Here is a 23035-nt window from a genome sequence, read left to right as displayed (position 1 = left end):
AGATGATATTATCTGTTTTCGATAGGTTAGATACATGTGGTGCTTGTAATTAATGAATAGAATATCTAGTTGCTGTGAAGAAATGAATGGTTCTTTGTTTAGTGATCATGATAGAAAGTAAATGTCATGTTTTAAAATTTAAATAACATCCTTTTTGTGGGATATTTTTTCTTACTTAATATGAGAGCTAATTAGAATAAGTGTAATTCCTGTAAATAGGCAAATGATTCTCATGACAGGAATTTTATCAGCGAGTCCAAATAAGGCAATGGCAGTCGTTACGATTAAAACTGTTGGACCAACCAAAGCAAGCAGTGTATTAATATAAAATGCTTTTTCTAAACTATTCAACTTTAGCATTAACAACCCAGCACTTACTTCAATACTTCCAGATAAAACCCGTAAAATAACCATAGCAAGAAGAGATTTATCAATAATTGTCATCATCCTATCTTTATCAATAATTTCGTTTATTCGAACATTCCATCATTCAGACAGAATCAACATAGGCTTTTGTTTTATAGAAATATTAACATCAATATATGTAGGGCTCATATCAAATATTCTTGTTATATAATGCTTTATAGTATTGAGTTAATAAGTGATTTTATAGGTAATCGAATCAGTTTGATATATCTATTTTTCTGGTTAAATAGATTTTTAGTTGAGTAAGTCATAGACACACATAATTATCCCACTACCATACTTTGCGAATTCTTCATTTTAAGTGAGGGGAGACCATTTACTAGAATTTATTTCTACTATTAGTTCTTGGTATGAAATGTTTAGCATTTGAGCTACGCTGGAAGTGATATATATTCAGGAAACTGATAAGAATAATGAATCATTTTAGAATGAGAATTGAAAAAGATTATTTTTTGCTAGATACAAATGGATATCAAACTAAACCTAACAATGGAGGTATTCATTAAATGTATATTGTGCCTATCGGTTTTTTTATAATTTTCCTTATTACAACAGCCACGGGACTACTTTTCATATTTAAGCTGAAAAAGAAAAGTAAATATTTACATTGCTAATGGAACAATTGCTGTAGGGACAGGGATTTTTTCGTTAATAGCCTGCATTATTTTCTTTTTTTTTAAGCGAATCATAAGCCATTCTGTTTCTTGAATTTACGGAGCTGAGGATGGTTAAGTAAATAAGAACAAAGTAAAAGCGGTCCTCCACAGATTAGATTGTGGAAGGCCGCTTTTTTAGCATTAATACAGCACCATTTATTGTTGATTAAGTGTCTGATTCGTTTAACTCATAAATCTATTTAGCTTACGCAGCTTGACGCAATGATTTCATAATTAAGCTCACGATGAAAACTAGTAAAATTGCTCCAATGAGAGCAGGGAAGATGTAGAAATCAGAAATTTTAGGACCCCAACTACCTAGCAGCGTACCACCAATCCATGCACCAATAATACCTGCAATAATATTACCAATAATGCCACCTGGGATATCTTTTCCCAAAATTATTCCTGCAAGCCAACCGATAAGCCCGCCAATTATTAAAAACCAAATGAAACTCATACTGTACATCTCCTATCTTGTATTATAAATATTTCGCTATAGTGTTATATAACCTTTATTAATCCTCTTCAAACTATTTTGAGAAAAAATTATTAAAAGTGGAAATTTAAACGAAGATAGAGAACACTATTCTATCTATATGACAATGTGATCGATGGTCAGAAATAAGTAAAAAAAGTTTGTCTGTTATGATTTCTTTTTCCATTCTTGGCTCATCATCAATAAACTAAGGTAGCATGTATGGCTATTTTAAATAGAAAAACTTGAGTGCAGAGAAATTAAAAGGATTTAACACGGGACAATACCGGATTCAATCCTTCATAGCTGTTTAACTTAATGAAATGGGGGTGTCATTTCAAAAGAAAAGGCGCCCATTTTTCATTTAAGGTTCAGTAGGGAAAGTAGTTAACATCTACATTTATTCTAGAGCATTTTTTATGGGCTTTTGAAGAACGTCTATAATGGCTGCGATGATAGCTGTTATTAAAATCCCTATTAGACCAAGTGCAATCGGACCTGCTGCATCGTCACCCGTGAACATAGCAAAAAACCTTAAGTAAACTAGTAGAATCAAAATGAAGAAAATAACTGTGAAAGCACATTTTTTTATAGCCTTCAAGGATTTAAGAGATAACTCAGAAAAGGCATTGTTTAGATGGATATAACTTAATAGTTTATATGCTTGAAACAACGCAACAGAAAACGTAATGCATACTCCGTAGGCACATAGTAATAATGGATATATCGAGTAATCTCCGGGACGCACTTTCGCATCTCGTATAGCTGCTTGAGGTAACCAATATACACACACAGCAAGTACCGCAATTCCAATAAGAAAAGCAACGATTTTTAAGAAAAAAGTTGAACTTAGTTTAACATTCATTTGAAGCACCTCATTGATTTAATGATAATATGATATTAGCTTATTTATTATCGTTTATCAATATGTTTATTTTGTTTTTCGTTATATTATTGTTGTTATTCAATTTTTTCTTGTTTTAACAAGCGATAGAAAAATCACGAACTTGATACGAGGTCTATAATTAGACATTTTCTTGGATAATCTATCTTTAGGGGTATTTTTAAATGGCGTAAATAAAATAAGGAATATGAGCATCATATTAATTGGAGTAGAGGCTCTTGTTTTTGTTTGATTCAATAAAATTCATTTTTTGAATTTGCATGATTAATATCTATTGAAATAAGCTTATTACTGATAATGAGTGTTAATGGACTTAGCTATATTTTATTGAATGGTACTGGAAATCCCAAAAGATAAAAATTTCCCTAGATGAAAGCCCACTGTATAAGTTAGTGGACGGAAAAAAATAAAGAGCTTCAAGAAAAATGGTGTCGATAGCTACGGAAAACATTCTAAAAATATTTAAGAAAAATGGTTGACACTGACGCTACTAGTTGATACTATGTAGTTGTAATAAGTAATACTTAATAGCTTGATTACTCAAAAGCTGTTTTGAATAAATTCACCCAAGTACTAAGTTATACTGAATATAAGTCAGACAAAGTAGAGGAGGTTCTAAATATGGAAAATTTAACAGAAATGCTGAAGGGTTCGCTGGAAGGCTGCGTACTGGAAATCATCAGCCGCCATGAAACCTACGGATACGAAATTACTCGACGCTTGAATGACTTAGGTTTTACCGAAGTCGTAGAAGGGACGGTATACACCATCCTTGTGCGTTTAGAAAAGAAAAATCTGGTAAGTATTGAAAAGAAACCGTCAGATATGGGACCGCCCCGCAAGTTTTACTCACTTAATGAGGCTGGACGTGAAGAACTTAAGTTGTTTTGGGAAAAATGGGATTTTATATCTTCGAAAATCAATGTCCTGAAGTCAATCTAGTTTCATATGATATTCCGTCCAATAATTTTGAAGTATCTTTTTATGCTTAATAAAAAAGGAGGAAAATAACATGATAGAAATGTTAAAAAAATTGATTGGTGATAAAAAAGAGTACAAGATGATGATGGCACGGGTTGAGGAACTTCCGGATGACTACCAATTTGTATTTAAAAAAATTCAAAACTACATGTGGAATTTCGCATCGGGCAATGGGATGGATATGCTGCACATGCAGTATGAATTGATCGATTTGTTTGAAGCTGGTGCAGCGGAAGGCAGACAAGTGCTGGAAATCACAGGTGAAGACGTGGCGTCCTTTGCTGATGAACTAGTAGCAAACGCTAAAACCTATATCGCCAAGTATCGTGAAGATTTGAATCAGAGCATTTTGAATCGATTAGGAAAAAAATAAATAGAACCGATGATTCGGACTGAATAGCTAATTACAATTGTTAATTACCGCCTTCGCTATTCAGTTTTACTTTTAATTAAGTACTAAGTTATACAGATTATCAGTTATACTAAGTAGTGAAGTAAATGAAAACGGTAAAGAGATTTTTATAAGGGAGGAATTAAGTATGACTAATGAAGTGATTTCTGTAAAAGGGTTAAAAAAATCTTTTAAAGAAAAGGAAGTCTTAAAGGGGGTGGATTTTGAGGTGCATCGTGGCGAAATTTTCGCACTTCTAGGCTCAAATGGAGCAGGCAAGACGACGATAGTCAACATCCTCTCAACGCTGATGAAGCCTGATGGTGGCAAAGTAGGTATTTGCGGTCATGATGTCCAGCGTCAACCGGATTATGTCCGTCAGAGCATCAGCCTGACAGGGCAGTTCGCCGCTTTAGACGGCATGCTAACGGGGCGGGAAAACCTGATGCTGGTTGCCAAGTTGCGAGGCATTTCCAATCCTTCACAAATCGCAGACAATCTGATAGCAAAATTCTGCCTGACCGATGCGGCAAACCGCCGGGCAGACAAATACTCTGGGGGGATGAAGCGCAGGCTAGACATCGCCATGAGCATAATTGGGAGGCCAGAAGTCATTTTTTTAGACGAACCAACAACAGGGCTTGACCCCGAAGCTCGTATTGAAGTCTGGGAAACTGTTAAGGAGCTTGCTGGTGGTGGCACGACCATCTTCCTAACGACACAGTACCTGGAGGAAGCCGAACAAATGGCCGATCGTATTGCCATCCTACATGACGGAAAAATCATTACAACTGGTACTCTAAGCGAACTCAAAGAGATGTTCCCGCCAGCGAAAGTAGAGTACATTGAAAAGCAACCGACACTGGAGGAAATCTTCCTCGGAATCATAGGCAAAAAGGAGGGAATATAAATGACAAGCAAAACATGGGTATTATTAGGACGATTAATGCGTAACATCATGCGCAGCCCGGATACTATAATTACAGTGGCGATTACGCCGATTATGATGATGCTTCTGTTTGTCTACGTATTTGGCGGCGCCATAGAAACAGGTACGGATAACTACGTCAATTATTTATTGCCAGGAATCTTGCTGATGGCTATCGCATCCGGCGGCGCTTACACTTCCGCACGGATGTTTACGGATATAAAGAACGGGCTGATGGCGCGTTTTATGACCATGCCCATCAAGCGCTCGTCTGTATTGTGGGCTCACGTATTGACCTCGCTTGTTTCTAATGCCATAACGATTGTTGTGGTTTTCCTCGTCGCGCTCTTAATGGGCTTCCGTTCCAGCGCTGAAATTCTGGATTGGCTTGCAGTGGCTGGGATACTGGGGTTGTTTACGCTAGCTCTGTCATGGTTGGCCATTATTCCGGGATTGGCAGCACGGACTATGGAGGGGGCGACAGCTTACTCATACCCTCTGGTTTTCTTACCGTTTATCAGTTCAGCCTTTGTTCCCACCGAAACAATGCCAAAATTTGTCCGTGCGTTTGCTGAAAACCAGCCCGTTACCTCAATCGTGAATGCGATTCGTGCCCTCTTATATGAAGGGTCTGTTGGCAACGATATCTGGCTTGCTCTTTCCTGGTGCGTCGGCATCATGGTTATCGCTTACATTTTCGCTATTAAACAATTTAAGCGCCAGTTAAGTTAGGGAGATAATGAAAAAATAAAGCAGTAGCGTCTTTAATATCATTGCTTAAGAATTGGTTATCGGTGTACGGATACAGTAAAGACAGCTAACGATCCCATGTACATTTCTAAAAAATATTAAAAAAATAACGATACAAGGTGAAGGAGAAGTTTCATAAGATTTTTTTAGTGAGATCTTTTATTGTTGAGGAACGTTTTCGTTAAATTGGATATTATTGTTGAAATCTTAGAATAAGATTGTGATTTTTCTCACTTAAACTAACAGGGAAGGTTAGTTGAATAAGGGCGAATCCAAGTTTGTATAAGACTAAGATGTTTAAGGTGCTAGATTATAAAAGGCAACTGTAAAGTGCGTTTAAAACACAAGCTATATAGATAAAAACCGAGATGGCTTCTTTGTCATCTTGGCCCTATGCTACGTTATAATGAATGAACAATACGGTCTCGAAACATAGTACTTCGACCAAAATATGCAATAGAAAAAAGGCACTTTCTTTAACCTCTTATTCTAAATGTTATGGAGCTTGTAGGATTGAATATATCACAAATAAATTCAACAAAGCGGTATGTTTACGGAACATACCGCTTTGTTGATTGTGTTACGTTCGACTATTCAAATACTTGAACAAAACTATTGAGAGAAGCGACCTCTTGTGTCTCATTCATCACTTCTATATAGGACTTTATTAAAGCTTGAATGGAAAGTGGTGCTATCTCAAATTCATCAGCGATGGCATTTGCATAATCACGTTCCCACCCACCATCTTGCAAATAATCAGCTTCAACGATAACAGACTTTTTCAACTGAAAATTCGCTGTTTCCGCAATAGCTAAACTTTGACTTTTACTCCACACATTCTGAATGTTCCCTCCGTTTTCAATAAAGGCTGAATAAAGCGCTAAAATGGAAACTGCACAAAAATGACTACGCTGCTGTAAGCTCGTATACGCCATATCCCATTCTGCAAAACATAGCTTCACACCTAATTGCTTCGCTCGTTGAAAATACTGAAGTAGCTGTTCCATTGATTTGAAATACCAAGAACTATGGGACAACACGACCACATCAATGTCCTCTAAAAGATTAAACGTTAAAAAATCTGTCTCTAAATGAAACGAGATTCGCCTCCCTAATGGCGATGACTGAATTTGCGCATGTGCTTGTGCAAGGGTTAACGGTGCACCGTAATCACTTGCTGCGATATCAAGTGCAAGTACATGTCCAGTGTCACCAACAATGTCTGCCAACACTACCGTTGTATCCCCTTGACCGCAGCCAATTTCAAGAACACGCATGCCTCCTTGAATGTCAAACGCCTCGACTAACGCGAAACGATGACGTAATTGTATCTGTTGAATTTCATTTTCTTTATATAAATTATATTTTTGACAAAATGATTTTACTTGGTCTTGCATGTAGACTCCTCCTTGGGTAACGTAGCGTTGCCGAACGCTATGTAAAGGATTGAGGCTTAGCTACATTTACCCTCACATCGTTTTAACTTGTTAATGATGTATTCTCTTAAAGTCAGCATCAATTCATTTCCCCTCTCGATTATCATTCCAGATATTATAAGATAAAACTATGAATTTGTCAGTTAGAGGAAATTTCAATTCCTACTTTCCCATTTTGTCCAAAATTGTCAGTCGTCATTACGGAAAAGGGCGCAATTGTTGAGGTAGCAGATTTAAATTCAAGATACTTTAGCTCATTAAAGGTTTTTAAGATATACATAATCATTCAAAATAATGTGCCCAAATGAAAATTTGGAAAGAGACCGAAAACAAAAAAATGTGGTTAAACCAACATTTGCATTAGAGGACCAGAATGTGTTGTGTAGTCACTTTTAAATTAAGTAAGTTATTTATGTTAAAATATATGGTAATTGCAATTTTTTTCTTAATTTTTAAAATTGTGCAAAAGAGAGGGATGATTAGAAAATGGATGATTTTGTGGAATTATGGGATGTGTATGATATAAATCGTATTAAAACAAAACGTATGTGGGTTCGTGGTGAAAAACCTCGACCTGGTGATTGGCATTTAGTTATTCATGTTTGTATTTTTAATTCAAGTGGAGAAATGCTCATTCAACAAAGGCAGCCCTTCAAAGAGGGATGGCCAAATATGTGGGACCTTACTGTGGGAGGGAGCGCGATAGCTGGGGATACAAGTCAAATTGCAGCACAAAGAGAATTGTATGAAGAAATAGGTTTACAATTAGATCTTCAGCAAATACGTCCTCATTTAACCATTAACTTTGAGAACGGTTTTGACGATATATATCTAATCGAAGAAAATGTGCAGTTACATAAGCTCACTTTACAGTATGAGGAAGTACAAAATGTGAAATGGGCAAGCAAGCAAGAAATTTTGACTATGATAAAAAAAGGAGAGTTTATTCCTTATTATGAAAGCCTTATTCAATTACTCTTTGATAGCCGAAAGCAACGAGGCACTATTCGAGTGTAGTTAATCTCCAACAATCACAAAAAGGTAATTTACGTGTTGTTTTTTTTAAAAACTTTGAAGAAACTTTAACTCAGGATATAGATGAACTAGATATCTTTTTTTGAAACTATAGAAGAAGCAATTAAGAATGGATGGTAGTCAATGACTACGTTATTGAAAGGTTGTCAAAGCCATTTACACGCTAATATTGCATTTGAATTGAGCAGCAAAATACTGGACTTAAAAGTAAACTTAATACTTTAAAGAAAGACTGTTTTCGTAAAGATTGTTGTTAGCCAACTATGATGCAGTTAAATGCAAGAAGGATTTAGAATATTGTTTCGATATGGACGTAAAAAATGGGGGAAGTAATATGTTTATAGTTAAAACAGTTATTTTATGGATTATTATATCAACTATCATTAATGCCTATTTAATGACATTACCCATACCTGTTTTACGAAAAAGAAATTATCCGGCTAACTATCTTATTCTACAAAACAACCGAATAGATTTTCAAAACAATACGGAATGTGCAGCATTTTCAACAGCGTATGTATTGCGCCATTTTGGTATGGAGGAAGAGGGTGAAGCGTTATATACGCAATTTCCTAGTAAAACAAGGGCAGGCACTGTATATTCAAAGGGAATTCGTAAAGTATTAAGAAGAAAGGGCTTTCAAACAAACTATTATAAAGGAAATATAAATACATTAAAGTATGAAGTTAGTAAAGGTACTCCCGTAATTGTTTTTATAAAAGTACAGAAAAATCGTAATAATTTGCATTTTGTCCCTGTTGTAGGTTATGACAAGAAAAATATTTACCTTTCAGAATCATTAAGGCATCTAGTGAATTGTGATGATGCTAACAATAGCTATAATCGAAAAGTTCCAATTAATGAATTTAAGAAACTTTGGAATATAAAGAGAATTCATATGCCTCTTTATAGCAATACTTACATAACCGTGGATGCCACATAAAGCTACTATTGAATGAGAGGGTCCAGTCAGAAAAATGCGGATTTACAACGTTAAAACGGCGCTTGGGGTGCATTTTTGTTCAACTAACAGGGGCTTTAATTAAAGAAAATAGTCAAAATCAGGAGCAACAATCTATACGAAAACAGCCAAATAAAATAACTTTTTACAAATCTAAACAAAAAAATGTTCCCAAATGAAAGTTTGAGGACCTGAAAAATAATCTTCTACAATCGGGCGCTTTCTGAAATTAGGAAAGCGTCTTTCTTCATGGAAAGGGCAAGATTGAGGGATAACAATCCTTAAAAAATGTTCCCTAACGACGCTTGTGCAAAAATAATATAGTTGATTAAAATCCTTATTCCACGAGAGGAGCAGGTTAGTGGAAGCAATAGTAATTAGGTTTAACTGGGGAAAATTGTCGAGGATATAAAAAAAGACACCAAAGTGTCTTATGTTTTTTAAAGATACCTATAAATTGAAATGTAATTCCTTCACAATATGCTTATCATGGGAGCGAGGTATTTTATCGGTGAGTGTATACAAACCATGTAATGCTCGCTGTTAATAATACTGACGAAATCAAAGCTGTAAGAACGCTATATGTTTGCCAAATAAGTATCGTTGACCAATCGAAAGCAAAGCACAGTATACCCAGGGCAATCGTAGCGATCAGGAAAATAACTGTTACGATTGATCTCTTTTTTGTCATTAGATGTCGCTCATTTGTTTTCCTTCTGCGTAATCCTAAGAGAAATAGCAAAACAGCCAATAGGCAAAGAATAATTGTGATAGACGACAAAATGATATCCAAATACTGTGTGCCGCTTATTTCATAGGACTGAGCTAGACTGCCGTCTAATATATCTTTAACTTTTAGTACCAGGTTTATATTGGTATTTGCGCCGTTGCTCAGTAAACAGACGGCTGTTCGTTCATTTAGCAGTATAAGTACTTCGGTTCTGAAATTTGGATTGCCCCCTGTGTGTTCTATAATCGTTTGGTCGGCGTTTACCAACCAGCCTGCCGCATAATACATATCGTTGACAGACGAAACAGACATATCACCCCTATGTGATTTTTCAATAACCCTGTGAAATATTTCAGGTATGTTCTGCACGATACCCATTTGTATGCCCATCCAACGCGCCATATCTTTTGTATTAGAAATGATGTAGCCTGCGGGTTTATTCCCAGCATAATCTGGAGCCTTAAATGGAGTTGTCATAAAAAAGGAAGAACGATAGCCCTGTGCCAACTGTCCAGTAGCTTGAGCATCTTTTTTATAAACATACGTCTGGTGAAGACCTAACGGCTGAAATACCTGTTCCTCCATAAAGTCTTCATAGCTTTGTCGTGACACGATCTCAATAACCAAACCCAATACGTCATAATTAACGGTTCCATAGTTATACTGTTCACCGGGAGGGAACTCCAATTCAGCATCTACGAGCATTTCCACAGTCTTCTGCAACATATCTGGTGTATTGCCTTGTGGAATATTTTGAATATGTCTACTATTTGTTAGACCACTTGTATGGTGAAGAAAGTTATTTAGTGTAAGGCTTTGCATTTCAACAGGTTTCCCTTGATACTTTAACGTAAACCAAGGTAAATATTTTTGGATAGGGTCAGTCATTGAGAGCAGCCCTTGCTCTTCCAACAGCATAATACCCATACCGGTAAAAGCTTTACTGACCGAGGCTAACTCATAGAGTGTATTTTCACTTGCAGACAACCCCTTTTCACGATCTGCATACCCTGAAGAAAAGTAGAACACTTCATCATCTGCAAGTATTGAGATTGACATTCCCGGCACACCTGATATACGAGAGGCATCATCTAGCAACGCTTGTATTGCCGCAGATTTCGAATCTGACAACGCATAACTTGGTGTTGGGAATCCTGAGAGTAATATAAATAACGTTAATACAAAAATAATAATCTTTTTCATACACCCTCCTTTTTGAAAAGTTGTAAGGAAATAAAATCAATAAGCAATTATTACAACTACTAAACTAAATTTTAATTTAACTTTCTATTCATCTATATAATATCAAGTAATTGTGAAGAGTTACACTTAACGAACAGATATGTTAGTTCTATAAGCAACGATCTTCAAGACAATTGGGCTATTTTCACGTAGAGTTGAATTACAGTTGTGACGAAAAACCTCCTTGAAACCGAATAGGAGAGCAACATTTCAAATAATGTTCCTTGTTATAATTCTCTATGTAATATAACTATGTTTGAACAAGGAGATGGAAGCATGAGTAAGTTAACAGGCAAAATCGCTTTAGTTACAGGATCAAGTCGAGGAATTGGCCGCAGTATTGCATTGCGTCTGGCACAAGAGGGGGCCTTTGTTGTCGTTCATTACGGGAAAAGACGTAATGAGGCAGAAGCAGTTGTTCACCAGATCAAACAAAGCGGAGGAAATGCTTGCGCGATTGGTGCTGACCTTAGTACTCTAGATGGTATTCAAGATTTATTTACTACTTTGGATGATACAATTCGGGAGTATATGGGCGGTAGTGGATTCGATATTCTTGTCAACAATGCTGGAATTGGTCAAATTATCAGTTTAGATGAGACGACGGAAGAATCATTTGACGAGGTAATGAACATTAATGTTAAAGCACCACTTTTTGTTACTCAGCAAGCTTTGCCACGTTTAAAAGAAGGAGGGCGTATTATTAATATTTCATCCTTTGTGACACGTGCAGCTTCGCCAAGTGTCTTCACGTACAGTATGTCCAAAGGTGCTATCGACACATTTACACGTCTTCTAGCCAAGGAACTAGGGAGCAGTAATATTACGGTAAACGCCATCCAGCCTGGAATTATTAATACAGAAATGAATGCTGATACTTTGGGAAACCTGGAAGGACAAAAATATGCGGCTGGTCTTTCAATTTTCAACAGATGGGGAGAACCCGAGGATGTGGCAGATATTGCCGCCTTTCTTGCTTCCTCAGACAGCCGTTGGGTAACAGGTCAATTGCTCGATGCGAGTGGAGGATCTCATCTATAGAATAGTTTAAGCAGTTACTGAGGAATGAACTCTGTATTGGGCAGGGCTCATTCCTTTTAATTTTCCTTTCAATCGTTTGTTAGTGTAAATAGTAAATTCTCCAATTCTGAAGTGAAATGTTCCATACTTTCAGAGTTTAATACTCGTGCTTTTCTGAAATAACGAAAGCGTCTTTATAGTGGAATGAGATGTATTGAGATAACCGGGTAGAGAAGTTCATTCATTTGCCTGCCTGAATATAACGATAAAAAAGGATATTTGATTTTTCTTGAATGAACTAAATCTAATACTGTTGTAGGCTGTTACGTGGGTGTAATGAACATATACTTAGGTTGAAAGGAGGTATTTATTTGTGACACAAACATCTAGAGCGATTCCTAGTGCCGCAGTCCGCGGAACGGCATCTGGTGTATTTTTTATGGCGTTTTTTGGTACTCTGTGGGCGTACACGGGAATTATGGGATTGCAAGGCTGGGGAGTTCCATTATTGTTAGTTACTGCTGTTGCCATAGGTATAGCGCTGTTCATCGGCGGTTTTTCATTAATACGAGCATCGAGAGAATTGACGAATCAGGTTTCAAAAACAGACTTAAGGCATGGGAAGCGTACGTCGTTTTGGTTTAACATTATTTTTGCAGCAGAGGGTTTGGCTATAGCCATCACAATTGCTGTCAGTAATGCTACTCGTCACCCTGAACTTATACCTGTCATAATAGCTCTTATTGTCGGTGTCCATTTTTTTCCATTGGCACCTCTTTTTCAAGTCAGACTCTACTATTTTACCGGCGCACTCCTTTGTTTACTTGCTATTATGACATGGCTATTTGTACCTGGAACAGTCACACTGGGGGGACATCAAATCAATGCATTTATGTCTGTAGTGGGCTTTGGCTCTGCCTTGATCTTGTGGGGAACTGGTCTTGCAATATGGCTAATGGGCAGAAGATTGCTAGGTATCGTCCCAAAATAAGTGAGATGGAACTTTACACCGGAAAAGTAAAATATGTATTCAGCTAATAGTATGCATTACTTTAACAATCAAAAGACAAATCAGCGTCTTGATAATCAGTAATCGGGAACTTTTCCGTAATACGGAAAGCTTCTTTATTACTGAAAAGGAGTAAATTGGTGAATAACACATATAAATGAGGGTTGGATATTTATGCTTCCCCAAATAGAAAAACCCCTCACATCTAATTAAGGGGTCTCTCGAATATTAATTCAAAATAAGCTGCGGAACCATATCCTTTAGTTGAAGGAGCAAAAATTTGAACAAATCTCCATCCTTCAGATGCGTATTGGTGAATTATATTTTGATAATCTTCTTTTGGTTTACTACCCCAAGCATTTAGTTCCACTTTAACGAAATGGTATTCGTACATTATGATCACCTCTAGAAATAGTTGACTTAATTAATATACGAAGAAAGTAGAAGATAGTTTCATAATTAGATTTTTAATTGGAATAAACGACCAAAGCCAATATTGAGTTTTGAATATTGAGTTGGAGATAAACCCACCACTGTTTATTCAACAATCAGGCGCTTTTCGTAATAAGGAAAGCGTCTTTATTCATGGCAATGGCCAGATTGTGGAGCATCTTGTTAAGTGATTTGGATTTTTTTGTTAAAGTATAGTTGAGTTTGTGAAGAATTGTTTTTAAACTAAAGGAACAGATAGTTCAACAAGAGTTTACGTATCAAAAAGCTAGAAAGAGACTGAAAGGGAGTATTACTAATGAATAATAACTTTATTGAAAACATTCAATCGCTTTATTCCGACCTTTCCATTGAAGACATTTATCCTAATGAAATTGGACAGAATAATGATGTGTTAATTGTAAACAAATCTTTGGTTTTTAGGTTTCCAAAATATAAAATTGGAATCAATCAATTAATAAGAGAGACGGAAATTTTAAAATACATTAAAGGTACCATTTCAACTCCTATTCCGAATCCAATTTATCAATCTTTTGAAGAGTTAGAACCAGGTAAGGTCTTCACCGGATATCATCTAATAGATGGTGTTCCTTTGTGGAAGGAAAGTTTAATAGGTGTGAAGCGTGTTGATTTAGTTAAAGGGTTGGCAAAACAACTTGTTTCTTTTCTTGTAGAACTTCATTCTATATCAGGAGAAAAAGCAAGTCGAGATTTGAAACTAAAGGTTCGTAATCCTCATGAAGAGATGTATAACTTGTATAATAAGATTCGAAATAAATTATTTCCTTTTATGAGAAAAGACGCTCAACAGGAAATCTCACAATCTTTTGAAACGTTTTTAAACGGGAAGGCATTCTCCAATTTAGATATAACGCTTATACACGGAGATTTCGGTGCATCTAACATTTTGTGGGATCCAGAAACAAGTATGATTTCTGGGATAATAGACTTTGGTGGTTCGGGTTTAGGAGATCCAGCGTATGACTTTGCTGGAATACTTTCTAGCTATGGTGAGGATTTTTTTGATATGTGTATTAACCTATATCCTAATGGTCAGGAAATTTCTGAACGAGTTAAATTTTATAAAAGTACATTTGCTTTACAAGAAGCATTGCACGGGATTGAAAATGGAGATAGACAGGCTTTTGAAGCTGGAATTAAAGATTATAAATAGTTTTCTTGTACAATTAATGTGGAATCAGTTCAATTAATATAAGGCATTATCACTAAGAGCCCAATTGTTGATAATTAAAAACAGAGTAAATAGATAAAGTTTTATGTAAAAACAATTTCTACTATTCTGAAATATATGGTATAGTATGGGCATAACTGAATATAGTGTAAGAAATGGTGCCAGATGAAAGTCTGGCTTAAAAGGGAAGTCGGTGCAAATCCGACGCTGTCCCGCAACTGTAATTCGGAGCAAATCACAAATGCCACTGGGAAACCGGGAAGGCTGTGAGGCGTGTTGATGAGAAGCCAGGAGACCTGCCAATTTCTAGTACACACCAAATACCTACGTGGAAATAGGTGGTGAATAGTGACCAAAAAGGCACTGTGCGATAACAAGTGATTTTACGAAAATTCTACTTTTTCGTATTGTTTTTGTCTTAATAAATTTACCATGCAGCCATTTTCCGAGAAGGGGAATGGCTTTTTTTCATGCTACTATTCTGTATTCCAGAGCAAAGTCCACTGGTTTTCATATAGAGCCACTGAATCTAGCATGGGATGACACAAATTTGTAAGAGCAAGTAACCATAAACTTATTGATGAAAGGGAGATTAAATATGACTTATACTAGTACACTCATTGGCTATCCATATATCGGAGATGATCGCGAATGGAAGAAGGCGTTAGAAGCATTTTGGCGTCAAGAACGAACGGAAGAGGATTTTCAGGAAACCCTAAAAAGTATTCGGTTATCGCGGATTGAAAAGCAGCTACAATCTGGCATCGATATGGTGACAGTGGGGGATTTCACATTGTACGATAGAATGTTAGATACAGCCTTAATGTTTGGCTTAGTACCCAAGCGCTTTAACTGGCAAGGTGGAAGGGTAGATTTACATACCTACTACAGTGTAGCGAGAGGCAATCATTCAGCAGTAGCTAGTGAAATGACCAAATGGTTTAATACCAACTATCACTACATTGTCCCTGAATATGAAGGGCAACCGCTGCAACTAACTGAAAATAAGGTATTGGCCGACTTTTTAGAGGCAAAAGAAGCGTTCGGTATTATTGCGAAGCCGACACTTATTGGCCCCTATACATTTTATAAGTTAACTAAGGGCTACAATAAATTAACGCAGGTCGAATATTTATTAGCTCTATTACCTCTCTATGCTCAGATTATTCAAGAATTAGTAGATGCAGGTGCCCAGTGGATTCAATTAGAAGAGCCTTCTTTAGTGACGACACTCGACTCAGCAGAACGGAAGCTAGTACAGGAAATCTATGCTCAGTTAGCGACAACCGTTCCAGCAGCAAAACTAATGCTACAAACATATTTTGAAGCATTATGCTCCTATGAAACATTGATTACATTGCCTGTCCAAGGGTTTGGTTTAGATTTCGTACATGGCTATAAAGGGAATATGGAGTCCCTTCGAAAATTTGGTTTCCCTCAGGATAAAGTTTTAGCTATTGGTATTGTTAATGGTCGTGATATATGGCGTTCCAACCTAGCGGAGGCTAACGCCACGATTCAAGCTATTGAAAAGCTTAGCGATGCTAAGGAATTGTGGATTCAACCCTCAAGTAGCCTTCAACATGTGCCAATATCTACTTCACTTGAAAAGAAGCTGGACCCTGTTCTCAAACAAGCACTGGCGTTTGCTGATGAAAAAATCGAAGAGCTTATTGAGCTCACTAAATATAGAAAAAATCAAGACGGAACGCTACGTCATAATTTCTCAGCAAGTATGAAGGCCATTGAAGCACTAAAAAATCATTCAATTCGTCAAAATAAGATTATCCAACAAGCCGCTCAATCCTTATCAACAAAGGATTTTGAGCGACATAATGATTTTAGTCAACGTCAAAAAATACAGCAGCAGGCATTAGGACTACCCCTTTTCCCAACAACGACAATTGGCAGCTTCCCTCAATCTGATGAGGTGAAGAGAAATCGTAATGCTTGGCGAAAGAAACAATTGTCGAATGAAGACTATGAAGCATTTATTGAACTGGAAACAAAACGCTGGATTCACTTGCAGGAGGATCTTGATATAGATGTACTAGTTCATGGAGAATTTGAACGGACAGACATGGTTGAATATTTCGGTGAGAAATTGACGGGCTTTGCCTTTACTGAAAAAGCATGGGTTGTTTCGTATGGCTCTCGCTGTGTGAAGCCTCCAATTATTTATGGAGATGTTGCATGGTCTTCAGCCATTACCGTGAAAGAGTCTGCGTATGCCCAAAGCTTAACGAAGCGCTTTGTAAAAGGGATGCTGACAGGGCCAGTGACCATTTTAAATTGGTCCTTTGTACGCGATGATATTTCTCGAAAAGATGTGGCTTATCAAATTGCATTAGCACTTCGCAGGGAAGTGGAAGCACTAGAAGCGGCTGGCATCTTCATTATTCAAGTGGATGAACCAGCACTCCGTGAAGGGTTACCTCTTCGTAAAGAAGAATGGGGGGCTTACTTAGACTGGGCGGTCAATGCCTTCAAGCTTGCTACATCGAGTGTTAAGGATGAAACACAAATTCATACACATATGTGTTACTGCGAATTTAACGATTTCATAGAACCCATTAGCGCGCTAGATGCAGATGTGATTTCTATTGAAACATCACGTAGCCATGGAGAGCTAATTTCTTCCCTTCAAGTAAAACCTTATACAAAAGGAATCGGATTAGGTGTTTACGATATTCATAGCCCACGTGTGCCGAGTGAAGGCGAAATGTTAGCCATTATGAAAGATAGTTTACAAGTTCTAGACAAACATCAATTTTGGGTTAATCCTGACTGTGGCTTAAAAACAAGGAAAGAGCCAGAAACAATCGCGGCTTTAGCTAATATGGTAGGTGCTACTAAAATATTGCGTCAGGAGGTGAAGGAATCTATATCAAGATAACGAAAACAATATAATAAAAGGAGTTAAAGAAAGATCAGGTCATCTACCTGGTCTTTTTGTATAGAGGTTTTATTATATTCAGAAAATAAAATTGACGTGAACATTTCAGCATGTTATGTTTATTACTAATTTCAAATATTGCATTACAAGTTTGAATGAAAGTATTTTTCATTCAATTAAAAGGAAAATGGGTGTAAATCCCATGCTGTCCCGCAGCTGTAAATGAGGAGTTTTGTTTCGATTACCACTAAGTTCTTTCTTGGGAAGGTGAAGCAAAATGATGAATCATAAGCCAGAATGCCTGCTTGTAAGAAGATTCATTGATGATCTACGAAAGATAGGGAGATGGATGGAAGCTTACGTATTTGTAGGTCTATCTGTCCTTATTCTTGTGGAATAAGGTTTTTTTATGCCTTCTTTCTATTCATTTTGTAGATAGGAACAGGGAATAGAGATAGGAGACAAAAAATGAGATGGACGAAGTATTTACTGCCTTTCCTGCTTGTTTTGACCTTGAGCTTTCTTGCAGGTTGTACAAGCTCAGAAAAGGACAAAGGAAATTCAGCACCAACAGAACAAACAGATGAAAAAATGATTACGATTGGATGGCCATTAGATGTAGGGCCATTAAATCCCCATACATATTTACCAAATCAGATGACTGCTCAAGCCATGGTTTATGAATCTTTAGTGGCGTATAACGATGATGGCACAATTACACCAAAGCTAGCAGAAAGCTGGGACATCTCAGAGGATAAAACTGCTTATACGTTTCATTTACGCAAGGATGTTAACTATTCGGATGGGACTGCCTTTAATGCTGATAATGTGATTCGCAATTTTGATGCAGTATTAGCGAATCGTGACATGCATTCTTGGATGGGTATGGTCAACCATATTAAAGAGGTCGTCAAAGTAGATGAATCAACAATACGTTTGCAATTAGACGAACCATATTACCCTGTGTTAAACGAATTAGCCTTTGTCAGACCTTTCCGTTTTTTAGGGGATAATGGCTTTCCAGACGGTGATGCGACAAATGATTCCATTCAATCAGCTATTGGCACAGGACCATGGGTATTAACAGACTATAAAAAAGATGAATATGCATTATTTAGCCGTAACGAACATTATTGGGGTGAAAAACCTCTCGTAGATAAAATAAAGGTTAAGATCATTCCAGATTCGGAATCCCTTTCGTTAGCCTTTGAAAATGAAGAATTAGATGTCATTTATGGTCGAGGGATTATTAGTTTAGATAACTATACGTACTTAAGAGATAGTGGCAAATATAAAACAGCTACATCTGAGCCGCTGTCTACGAAAGCATTACTGTTCAATACTCAGTCAGGACCGTTAGCTGAGCTAAAGGTTCGACAAGCTATTCAATATGCTATCAATAAAGAACAAATGGTAGACAATATTACACATGGTACAGAAAAAGTGGCAAACACGCTATTCTGGAATGCCATTCCTTATGCCAATATTGATTTAGCGCCCATTATATATAATCCTGAAAAAGCGAAGAAATTGCTAGATGAAGCGGGCTGGACGCTACAGAAGGGTGAAAAAATTCGTTCGAAAAATGGTCAACCCCTTACATTAGATTTAATCTATATTGCTACTGATGCCATTCAAAAACCTATGGCGGAGTTAATGCAAGGCGAGCTAGCAAAAATAGGGGTACAGTTAAATATTGAAGGGGCAGATGTTATGGTTGGTCTGCAAAAATTAATGGATGATCAGGTTGATATTAACTTCTGGCGAACAAATGGACCGCCGACTGATCCACATAGCTTTGCAAATGAATCAGCTACGCCAAATGCTAGTGGTGTATATGAAGCAAAATTAGGCTTACCAAATGCTAAGGAGATCGATACAAACATACATCAATTATTAGTCGGTACCGATGAAGAGGAACGCGTGCAGCTATATACGGATATTTTAACAATGTTCCACGATCAAGCATTATTCTATCCAATATCGTATGAAACAAATAATGTTATTTATCAACCATATATGAAGGATTTTGCACCACGTGCTTCTGAGTATGACATTCCATATGCGCAAATGGATAAAGAAAACTAAGTATGAAAGAGAGAGTGTGTCGAAATAGGGCAACTCTCTTTTTATCATCGGATGAAATAGGAAGTGACGGCATGTACGAATCGACTTGGATGTTTTGTGTAAAAAGAATTCTCACTCTACCATTTGTATTAGTAGGCGTATCTATTCTGACCTTTGTGTTTATTCGTTTCGTACCAATAGAACCGGCAGAGGTCATCCTTCGACTCTCAAGAATTGCCCCAACACCAGAGGCTATACAAGCTTTACGAGAAGAATTAGGGACAGACAAGCCTTTTATCATGCAGTATCTGCTATGGGTAAAAGGCATTTTACAGCTAGACTTTGGGACATCTTTTGTTAGTAAATTACCCGTGGCTCATGAGCTATTTGCTAAACTACCCGCTACCATTGAATTAGCTTTAGTAGCATTTATCCTCATTTTAACTTTTAGTATTCCATTAGGGGTTGTGAGCGCATTATATAAGCATTCCTTTATCGATAAAATCATTCGATTATTTACAGTCCTAAGTGTATCCATTCCAACATTTTGGTTAGGGTTTATCCTACTCTATCTTTTCAGCTTAAAACTTGGCATTTTTCCAACGAATGGAAAAGGTTCGATAGCACATATAGTTTTACCGGCCTTCACCTTAGCTTTACCTACAATCGGATTGTTCTCACAGTTTATCCGCTCTGCCATGATCGAAGAATACGAGCAGCCATATGTAAAATATGCACAGCTTAGAGGCTTGAGAAAATCGGTCATTCTCATTCGACACGTGGGGAGGAATGCTGCTATACCGATATCAACATTGTTTGGGATGACACTCGGAAATTTGCTAGGTGGTGCTGTCATTGTCGAGCAAGTATTTAGTTGGCCTGGACTCGGTCGATATATAATAGAATCCATAACGAATCGTGATTACCCCGTTGTACAATGCTATGTGTTGGTGATTGCTGTCATCTATGTGCTCGCCAATTTAGGCACAGATGTATTGCATCGTTTATTGGATCCTCATCTGATGATGAAGGATAGGAGAGAGTAAAGTGAACTTAGGACGTATACATATGAGAAGATATATTAGTCTCACCTTACTGATTTTTATTGGTTTACTCGGACTGTTTGCCCCACTCATTATGCCTCATGACCCTTTAGCAGTCGATATTTCTAAGAAATTTTTAGCACCCTCATGGGACTATCCATTAGGAACAGACCATTTAGGAAGATGTGTCTTCTCCCGATTGCTTTTAGGGATTCGGTATTCTTTAGGTGCGGCGCTCGTCATACAAATAGTTGCTATTCTAGTAGCGATACTATTGGGCGCATGGGTCTCCTTAAAAAGAGGTATAATAGATGCGCTATTTATTCGGGTATGCGATATTTTATTAGCTTTTCCAACACTTGTACTAGCATTTGGGCTTTTAGGTGTATTAGGACCGAGCTTGAAAAATGTGTTAATTGCACTTAGTTTAACACAGCTTATTTATTATTCGAGGCTAATCCGAGGTTTATTTATTGGCATGAATGAAAAAGATTTTATTCTAGCGGCAAGAATTAGTGGTACTACAGGTGCGAAATTAATTATTCGTCACTATCTCCCTCATGTTTGGCCACCGATTGTAACGATTGTGGCATTAGATATGGGGAAGGTCATTTTAGAGATTGCGGGCTTTTCCTTTATTGGGCTTGGTGTGCAGGCTCCTACCCCTGAATGGGGAATGATGGTAAATGAAGGGAAGCAATATATCCGCCAACATCCTGAATTAATGCTATATCCTGGGCTTGCTATCGTCCTTGTTGTCCTAGTATGTAATGTTTTAGCAAGTAGTTTGAAGAAGCCTGATCAGTAAAGGGGTAGTTATGAAGAAAGTTTTAGAAGTGAAAGACTTATCGGTCAAAGTTGGAGAACAGAATATTTTATCCTCCATTCATTTAACAGCCTATCAAGGCCGAGTGTTAGGAATTATTGGGGAAAGCGGTAGTGGGAAAACGATGCTTTGCCAAGCTATCATGCAAGCCTTGCCGACTAGAGCACAGATCACCAAAGGGCAAATTTTCTACCATCAACAAGATTTATTGAAGGTAACTGCTGCTCAAATGAGAGCTTATCGTGGTAGACATCTTTCCATTATTATGCAAAATCCTTCGACTGCCTTTGACCGTGTTCAAACCATTGAAGGTCATTTTCGTGAATCATTAAAGGCTCATTTTGTTATAACTAAAAATGAAATAAGACAAATTGCTATTGAAAGCATGTCAAAAGTTAATTTACCTAATCCCGAGCGCCTTTTACACTATTATCCATTCCAATTAAGTGGGGGAATGCTACAGCGTGTAATGATTGCTTTGTCACTGGCAATTCAAGCCTCGGTATATATAGCTGATGAACCAACGACAGCTCTTGATACAGTCAATCAAAAGCAGGTATTGACCTTATTTGACCGTATTCGCTTGGAAACACAGGCAGCCATCCTTCTTGTGACACATGATTTAGGCGTTATTGCTGAACTTGCTGATGACGTGGCCGTGATGTATAAGGGGGAAATAATTGAACAAGCGAATGTCTATGATTTTTTTGATGCACCTCAGCATCCTTATACAAAAAAACTATTACAATCCCGAATTATGTTTTAGAGGTGAAAAAATTGAAGCTACTAGAAGTGAGAAATATTGAGAAGAACTATGCACATAGACCGTTCATATTCAAGCGAAGACAGGATGCTCCTGTATTACAGAAAGTATCATTTTCACTTCAGGAGGGGGAATGCTTAGGGATTGTTGGACAAAGTGGCTCAGGAAAAAGCACATTGGGCCGAATTATATTAGGAATGGAAAGGCCAACAGCCGGTGAGATTCTATTTCAAGGGGTTAATCTTTATGATGCCACTAGCCAACAGAAAAAAATGATACGGAGAGATTTACAAGCAGTCTTTCAAAATAGCTATCATTCATTAAATCCAAAGCAGACCATTTTTCAAATTTTAGAGGAACCGTACCTAAATTTCGAGCATTATAGCTCAGCTGAGAGACATTATAAGGTAAAGGAATTACTTGATCATGTAGAGTTAGACAAATCTATTACCGAAAAGTATCCCTCCCAGCTTAGCGGAGGACAACAACAGCGTGTTAACATTGCAAGAGCGCTTGCCTTACACCCAAAATTAATTGTTTTAGATGAAGCCATTAGTAGTTTAGATATGATTTTGCAAAAACATATCATTCAATTACTACAGACACTACAAAAGGATTTGCAACTTGCATACATTTTCATTTCTCATGACCTACAGGCTACACGCTTTATTTCAGATCGCATCCTTGTCATGCAAAATGGTCAGCTAGTAGAGGAAAGTATGAAAGGTGAACCATTTAAGCATTCCGCATCACTTGAGCTATACAACGCGATTTTACCCACTCACCCTCGCGAAAGAATTCACAAGAATACTTTAGAATGAACTGGAATGTCTTTGCGAAGAAAGTCCTTA

Annotated in this window: 21 protein-coding genes and 2 riboswitches; of the genes, 15 read left to right on the top strand and 6 right to left on the bottom strand. The window is 37.2% G+C overall.

Annotated elements, in window-relative coordinates; genetic code table 11:
* Positions 1–171 precede the first annotated feature (171 nt).
* The 3 genes from MKY80_RS11905 to MKY80_RS11895 all read right to left on the bottom strand — a co-directional run bounded on the left by MKY80_RS11905 (position 172) and on the right by MKY80_RS11895 (position 2425).
* Positions 172–447 carry a YqhV family protein gene (locus tag MKY80_RS11905; protein ID WP_008177674.1) on the bottom strand — a complete coding sequence of 92 codons (276 nt, stop codon included), beginning with the start codon at positions 445–447 and terminating at the stop codon, positions 172–174.
* Positions 448–1287: 840 nt separating this feature from the next.
* Positions 1288–1542, bottom strand: coding sequence for a GlsB/YeaQ/YmgE family stress response membrane protein (locus MKY80_RS11900; RefSeq protein ID WP_089987405.1), 255 nt, complete (start codon positions 1540–1542; stop codon positions 1288–1290).
* Positions 1543–1960: 418 nt separating this feature from the next.
* The gene (locus tag MKY80_RS11895) at positions 1961–2425 is read right to left on the bottom strand and encodes a DUF2975 domain-containing protein (RefSeq protein ID WP_090001370.1); all 465 of its coding nucleotides are present in this window, start codon (positions 2423–2425) and stop codon (positions 1961–1963) included.
* A 660-nt stretch (positions 2426–3085) separates the two neighbouring features.
* On the opposite strand from MKY80_RS11895, the gene MKY80_RS11890 reads away from it, so the two are divergent.
* From MKY80_RS11890 to MKY80_RS11875, 4 genes are all read left to right on the top strand, one after another.
* Positions 3086–3406 (top strand): PadR family transcriptional regulator, encoded by a 321-nt coding sequence (locus MKY80_RS11890; protein ID WP_090001372.1) that lies wholly within the window; start codon positions 3086–3088, stop codon positions 3404–3406.
* 70 nt (positions 3407–3476) lie between these two features.
* Positions 3477–3818: a DUF1048 domain-containing protein gene (locus MKY80_RS11885; RefSeq protein ID WP_090001374.1), complete on the top strand. Its 342-nt coding sequence runs from the start codon at positions 3477–3479 to the stop codon at positions 3816–3818.
* 166 nt (positions 3819–3984) lie between these two features.
* Positions 3985–4746, top strand: coding sequence for an ATP-binding cassette domain-containing protein (locus tag MKY80_RS11880; RefSeq protein ID WP_342529364.1), 762 nt, complete (start codon positions 3985–3987; stop codon positions 4744–4746).
* Positions 4747–5496 (top strand): ABC transporter permease, encoded by a 750-nt coding sequence (locus MKY80_RS11875; RefSeq protein WP_090001378.1) that lies wholly within the window; start codon positions 4747–4749, stop codon positions 5494–5496.
* A 608-nt stretch (positions 5497–6104) separates the two neighbouring features.
* On the opposite strand, the gene MKY80_RS11870 is transcribed toward MKY80_RS11875, so the two are convergent.
* The gene (locus MKY80_RS11870) at positions 6105–6911 is read right to left on the bottom strand and encodes a class I SAM-dependent methyltransferase (RefSeq protein ID WP_342529362.1); all 807 of its coding nucleotides are present in this window, start codon (positions 6909–6911) and stop codon (positions 6105–6107) included.
* 537 nt (positions 6912–7448) lie between these two features.
* Here MKY80_RS11870 and MKY80_RS11865 point away from each other — a divergent pair.
* Positions 7449–7967, top strand: coding sequence for an NUDIX domain-containing protein (locus MKY80_RS11865; RefSeq protein WP_174804747.1), 519 nt, complete (start codon positions 7449–7451; stop codon positions 7965–7967).
* Positions 7968–8319: 352 nt separating this feature from the next.
* Entirely contained in the window at positions 8320–8928 is a 609-nt protein-coding gene (locus tag MKY80_RS11860; RefSeq protein ID WP_107922607.1) for a cysteine peptidase family C39 domain-containing protein, read from the top strand.
* Between the two features lie 523 nt (positions 8929–9451).
* Here the strand turns inward: MKY80_RS11860 and MKY80_RS11855 are convergent.
* Complete coding sequence (locus MKY80_RS11855; protein WP_342529357.1) at positions 9452–10879, bottom strand: serine hydrolase domain-containing protein; 1428 nt, start codon at positions 10877–10879, stop codon at positions 9452–9454.
* 315 nt (positions 10880–11194) lie between these two features.
* Here MKY80_RS11855 and MKY80_RS11850 point away from each other — a divergent pair, with 315 nt between their 5' ends.
* The gene (locus tag MKY80_RS11850; RefSeq protein ID WP_342529355.1) at positions 11195–11959 is read left to right on the top strand and encodes an SDR family oxidoreductase; all 765 of its coding nucleotides are present in this window, start codon (positions 11195–11197) and stop codon (positions 11957–11959) included.
* A 352-nt stretch (positions 11960–12311) separates the two neighbouring features.
* Positions 12312–12929: a hypothetical protein gene (locus tag MKY80_RS11845; RefSeq protein ID WP_090001386.1), complete on the top strand. Its 618-nt coding sequence runs from the start codon at positions 12312–12314 to the stop codon at positions 12927–12929.
* 223 nt (positions 12930–13152) lie between these two features.
* Here the strand turns inward: MKY80_RS11845 and MKY80_RS11840 are convergent, their stop codons facing one another.
* Complete coding sequence (locus tag MKY80_RS11840; protein WP_008177708.1) at positions 13153–13341, bottom strand: DUF4177 domain-containing protein; 189 nt, start codon at positions 13339–13341, stop codon at positions 13153–13155.
* Positions 13342–13695: 354 nt separating this feature from the next.
* Between MKY80_RS11840 and MKY80_RS11835 the strand changes: the two genes are divergently transcribed.
* The 7 genes from MKY80_RS11835 (at position 13696) to MKY80_RS11805 (ending at position 23005) form a co-directional block, all read left to right on the top strand.
* Complete coding sequence (locus tag MKY80_RS11835; protein ID WP_342529350.1) at positions 13696–14571, top strand: aminoglycoside phosphotransferase family protein; 876 nt, start codon at positions 13696–13698, stop codon at positions 14569–14571.
* A gap of 157 nt (positions 14572–14728) precedes the next feature.
* A riboswitch (cobalamin riboswitch) is annotated at positions 14729–14908 on the top strand.
* Between the two features lie 279 nt (positions 14909–15187).
* Positions 15188–17485, top strand: coding sequence for a 5-methyltetrahydropteroyltriglutamate--homocysteine S-methyltransferase (gene metE / locus MKY80_RS11830; RefSeq protein WP_342529348.1), 2298 nt, complete (start codon positions 15188–15190; stop codon positions 17483–17485).
* 130 nt (positions 17486–17615) lie between these two features.
* Positions 17616–17809, top strand: a riboswitch (cobalamin riboswitch).
* Positions 17810–17953: 144 nt separating this feature from the next.
* Entirely contained in the window at positions 17954–19573 is a 1620-nt protein-coding gene (nikA, locus tag MKY80_RS11825; protein ID WP_239354644.1) for a nickel ABC transporter substrate-binding protein, read from the top strand.
* 71 nt (positions 19574–19644) lie between these two features.
* A complete protein-coding gene (gene nikB / locus MKY80_RS11820) occupies positions 19645–20598 on the top strand; it encodes a nickel ABC transporter permease (protein WP_239354643.1) in 954 nt (317 codons plus the stop codon).
* Between the two features lie 22 nt (positions 20599–20620).
* Entirely contained in the window at positions 20621–21403 is a 783-nt protein-coding gene (locus MKY80_RS11815; RefSeq protein ID WP_253734800.1) for an ABC transporter permease subunit, read from the top strand.
* Between the two features lie 10 nt (positions 21404–21413).
* Positions 21414–22187 (top strand): ABC transporter ATP-binding protein, encoded by a 774-nt coding sequence (locus MKY80_RS11810; protein ID WP_089986470.1) that lies wholly within the window; start codon positions 21414–21416, stop codon positions 22185–22187.
* Positions 22188–22189: 2 nt separating this feature from the next.
* Positions 22190–23005, top strand: coding sequence for a dipeptide/oligopeptide/nickel ABC transporter ATP-binding protein (locus MKY80_RS11805; RefSeq protein ID WP_089986471.1), 816 nt, complete (start codon positions 22190–22192; stop codon positions 23003–23005).
* Positions 23006–23035 lie beyond the last annotated feature (30 nt).

The organism is Lysinibacillus sp. FSL R5-0849 (assembly GCF_038595075.1).
GTDB lineage: Bacteria > Bacillota > Bacilli > Bacillales_A > Planococcaceae > Lysinibacillus > Lysinibacillus fusiformis.
This window is presented reverse-complemented; position numbering and strand designations above follow the sequence as displayed.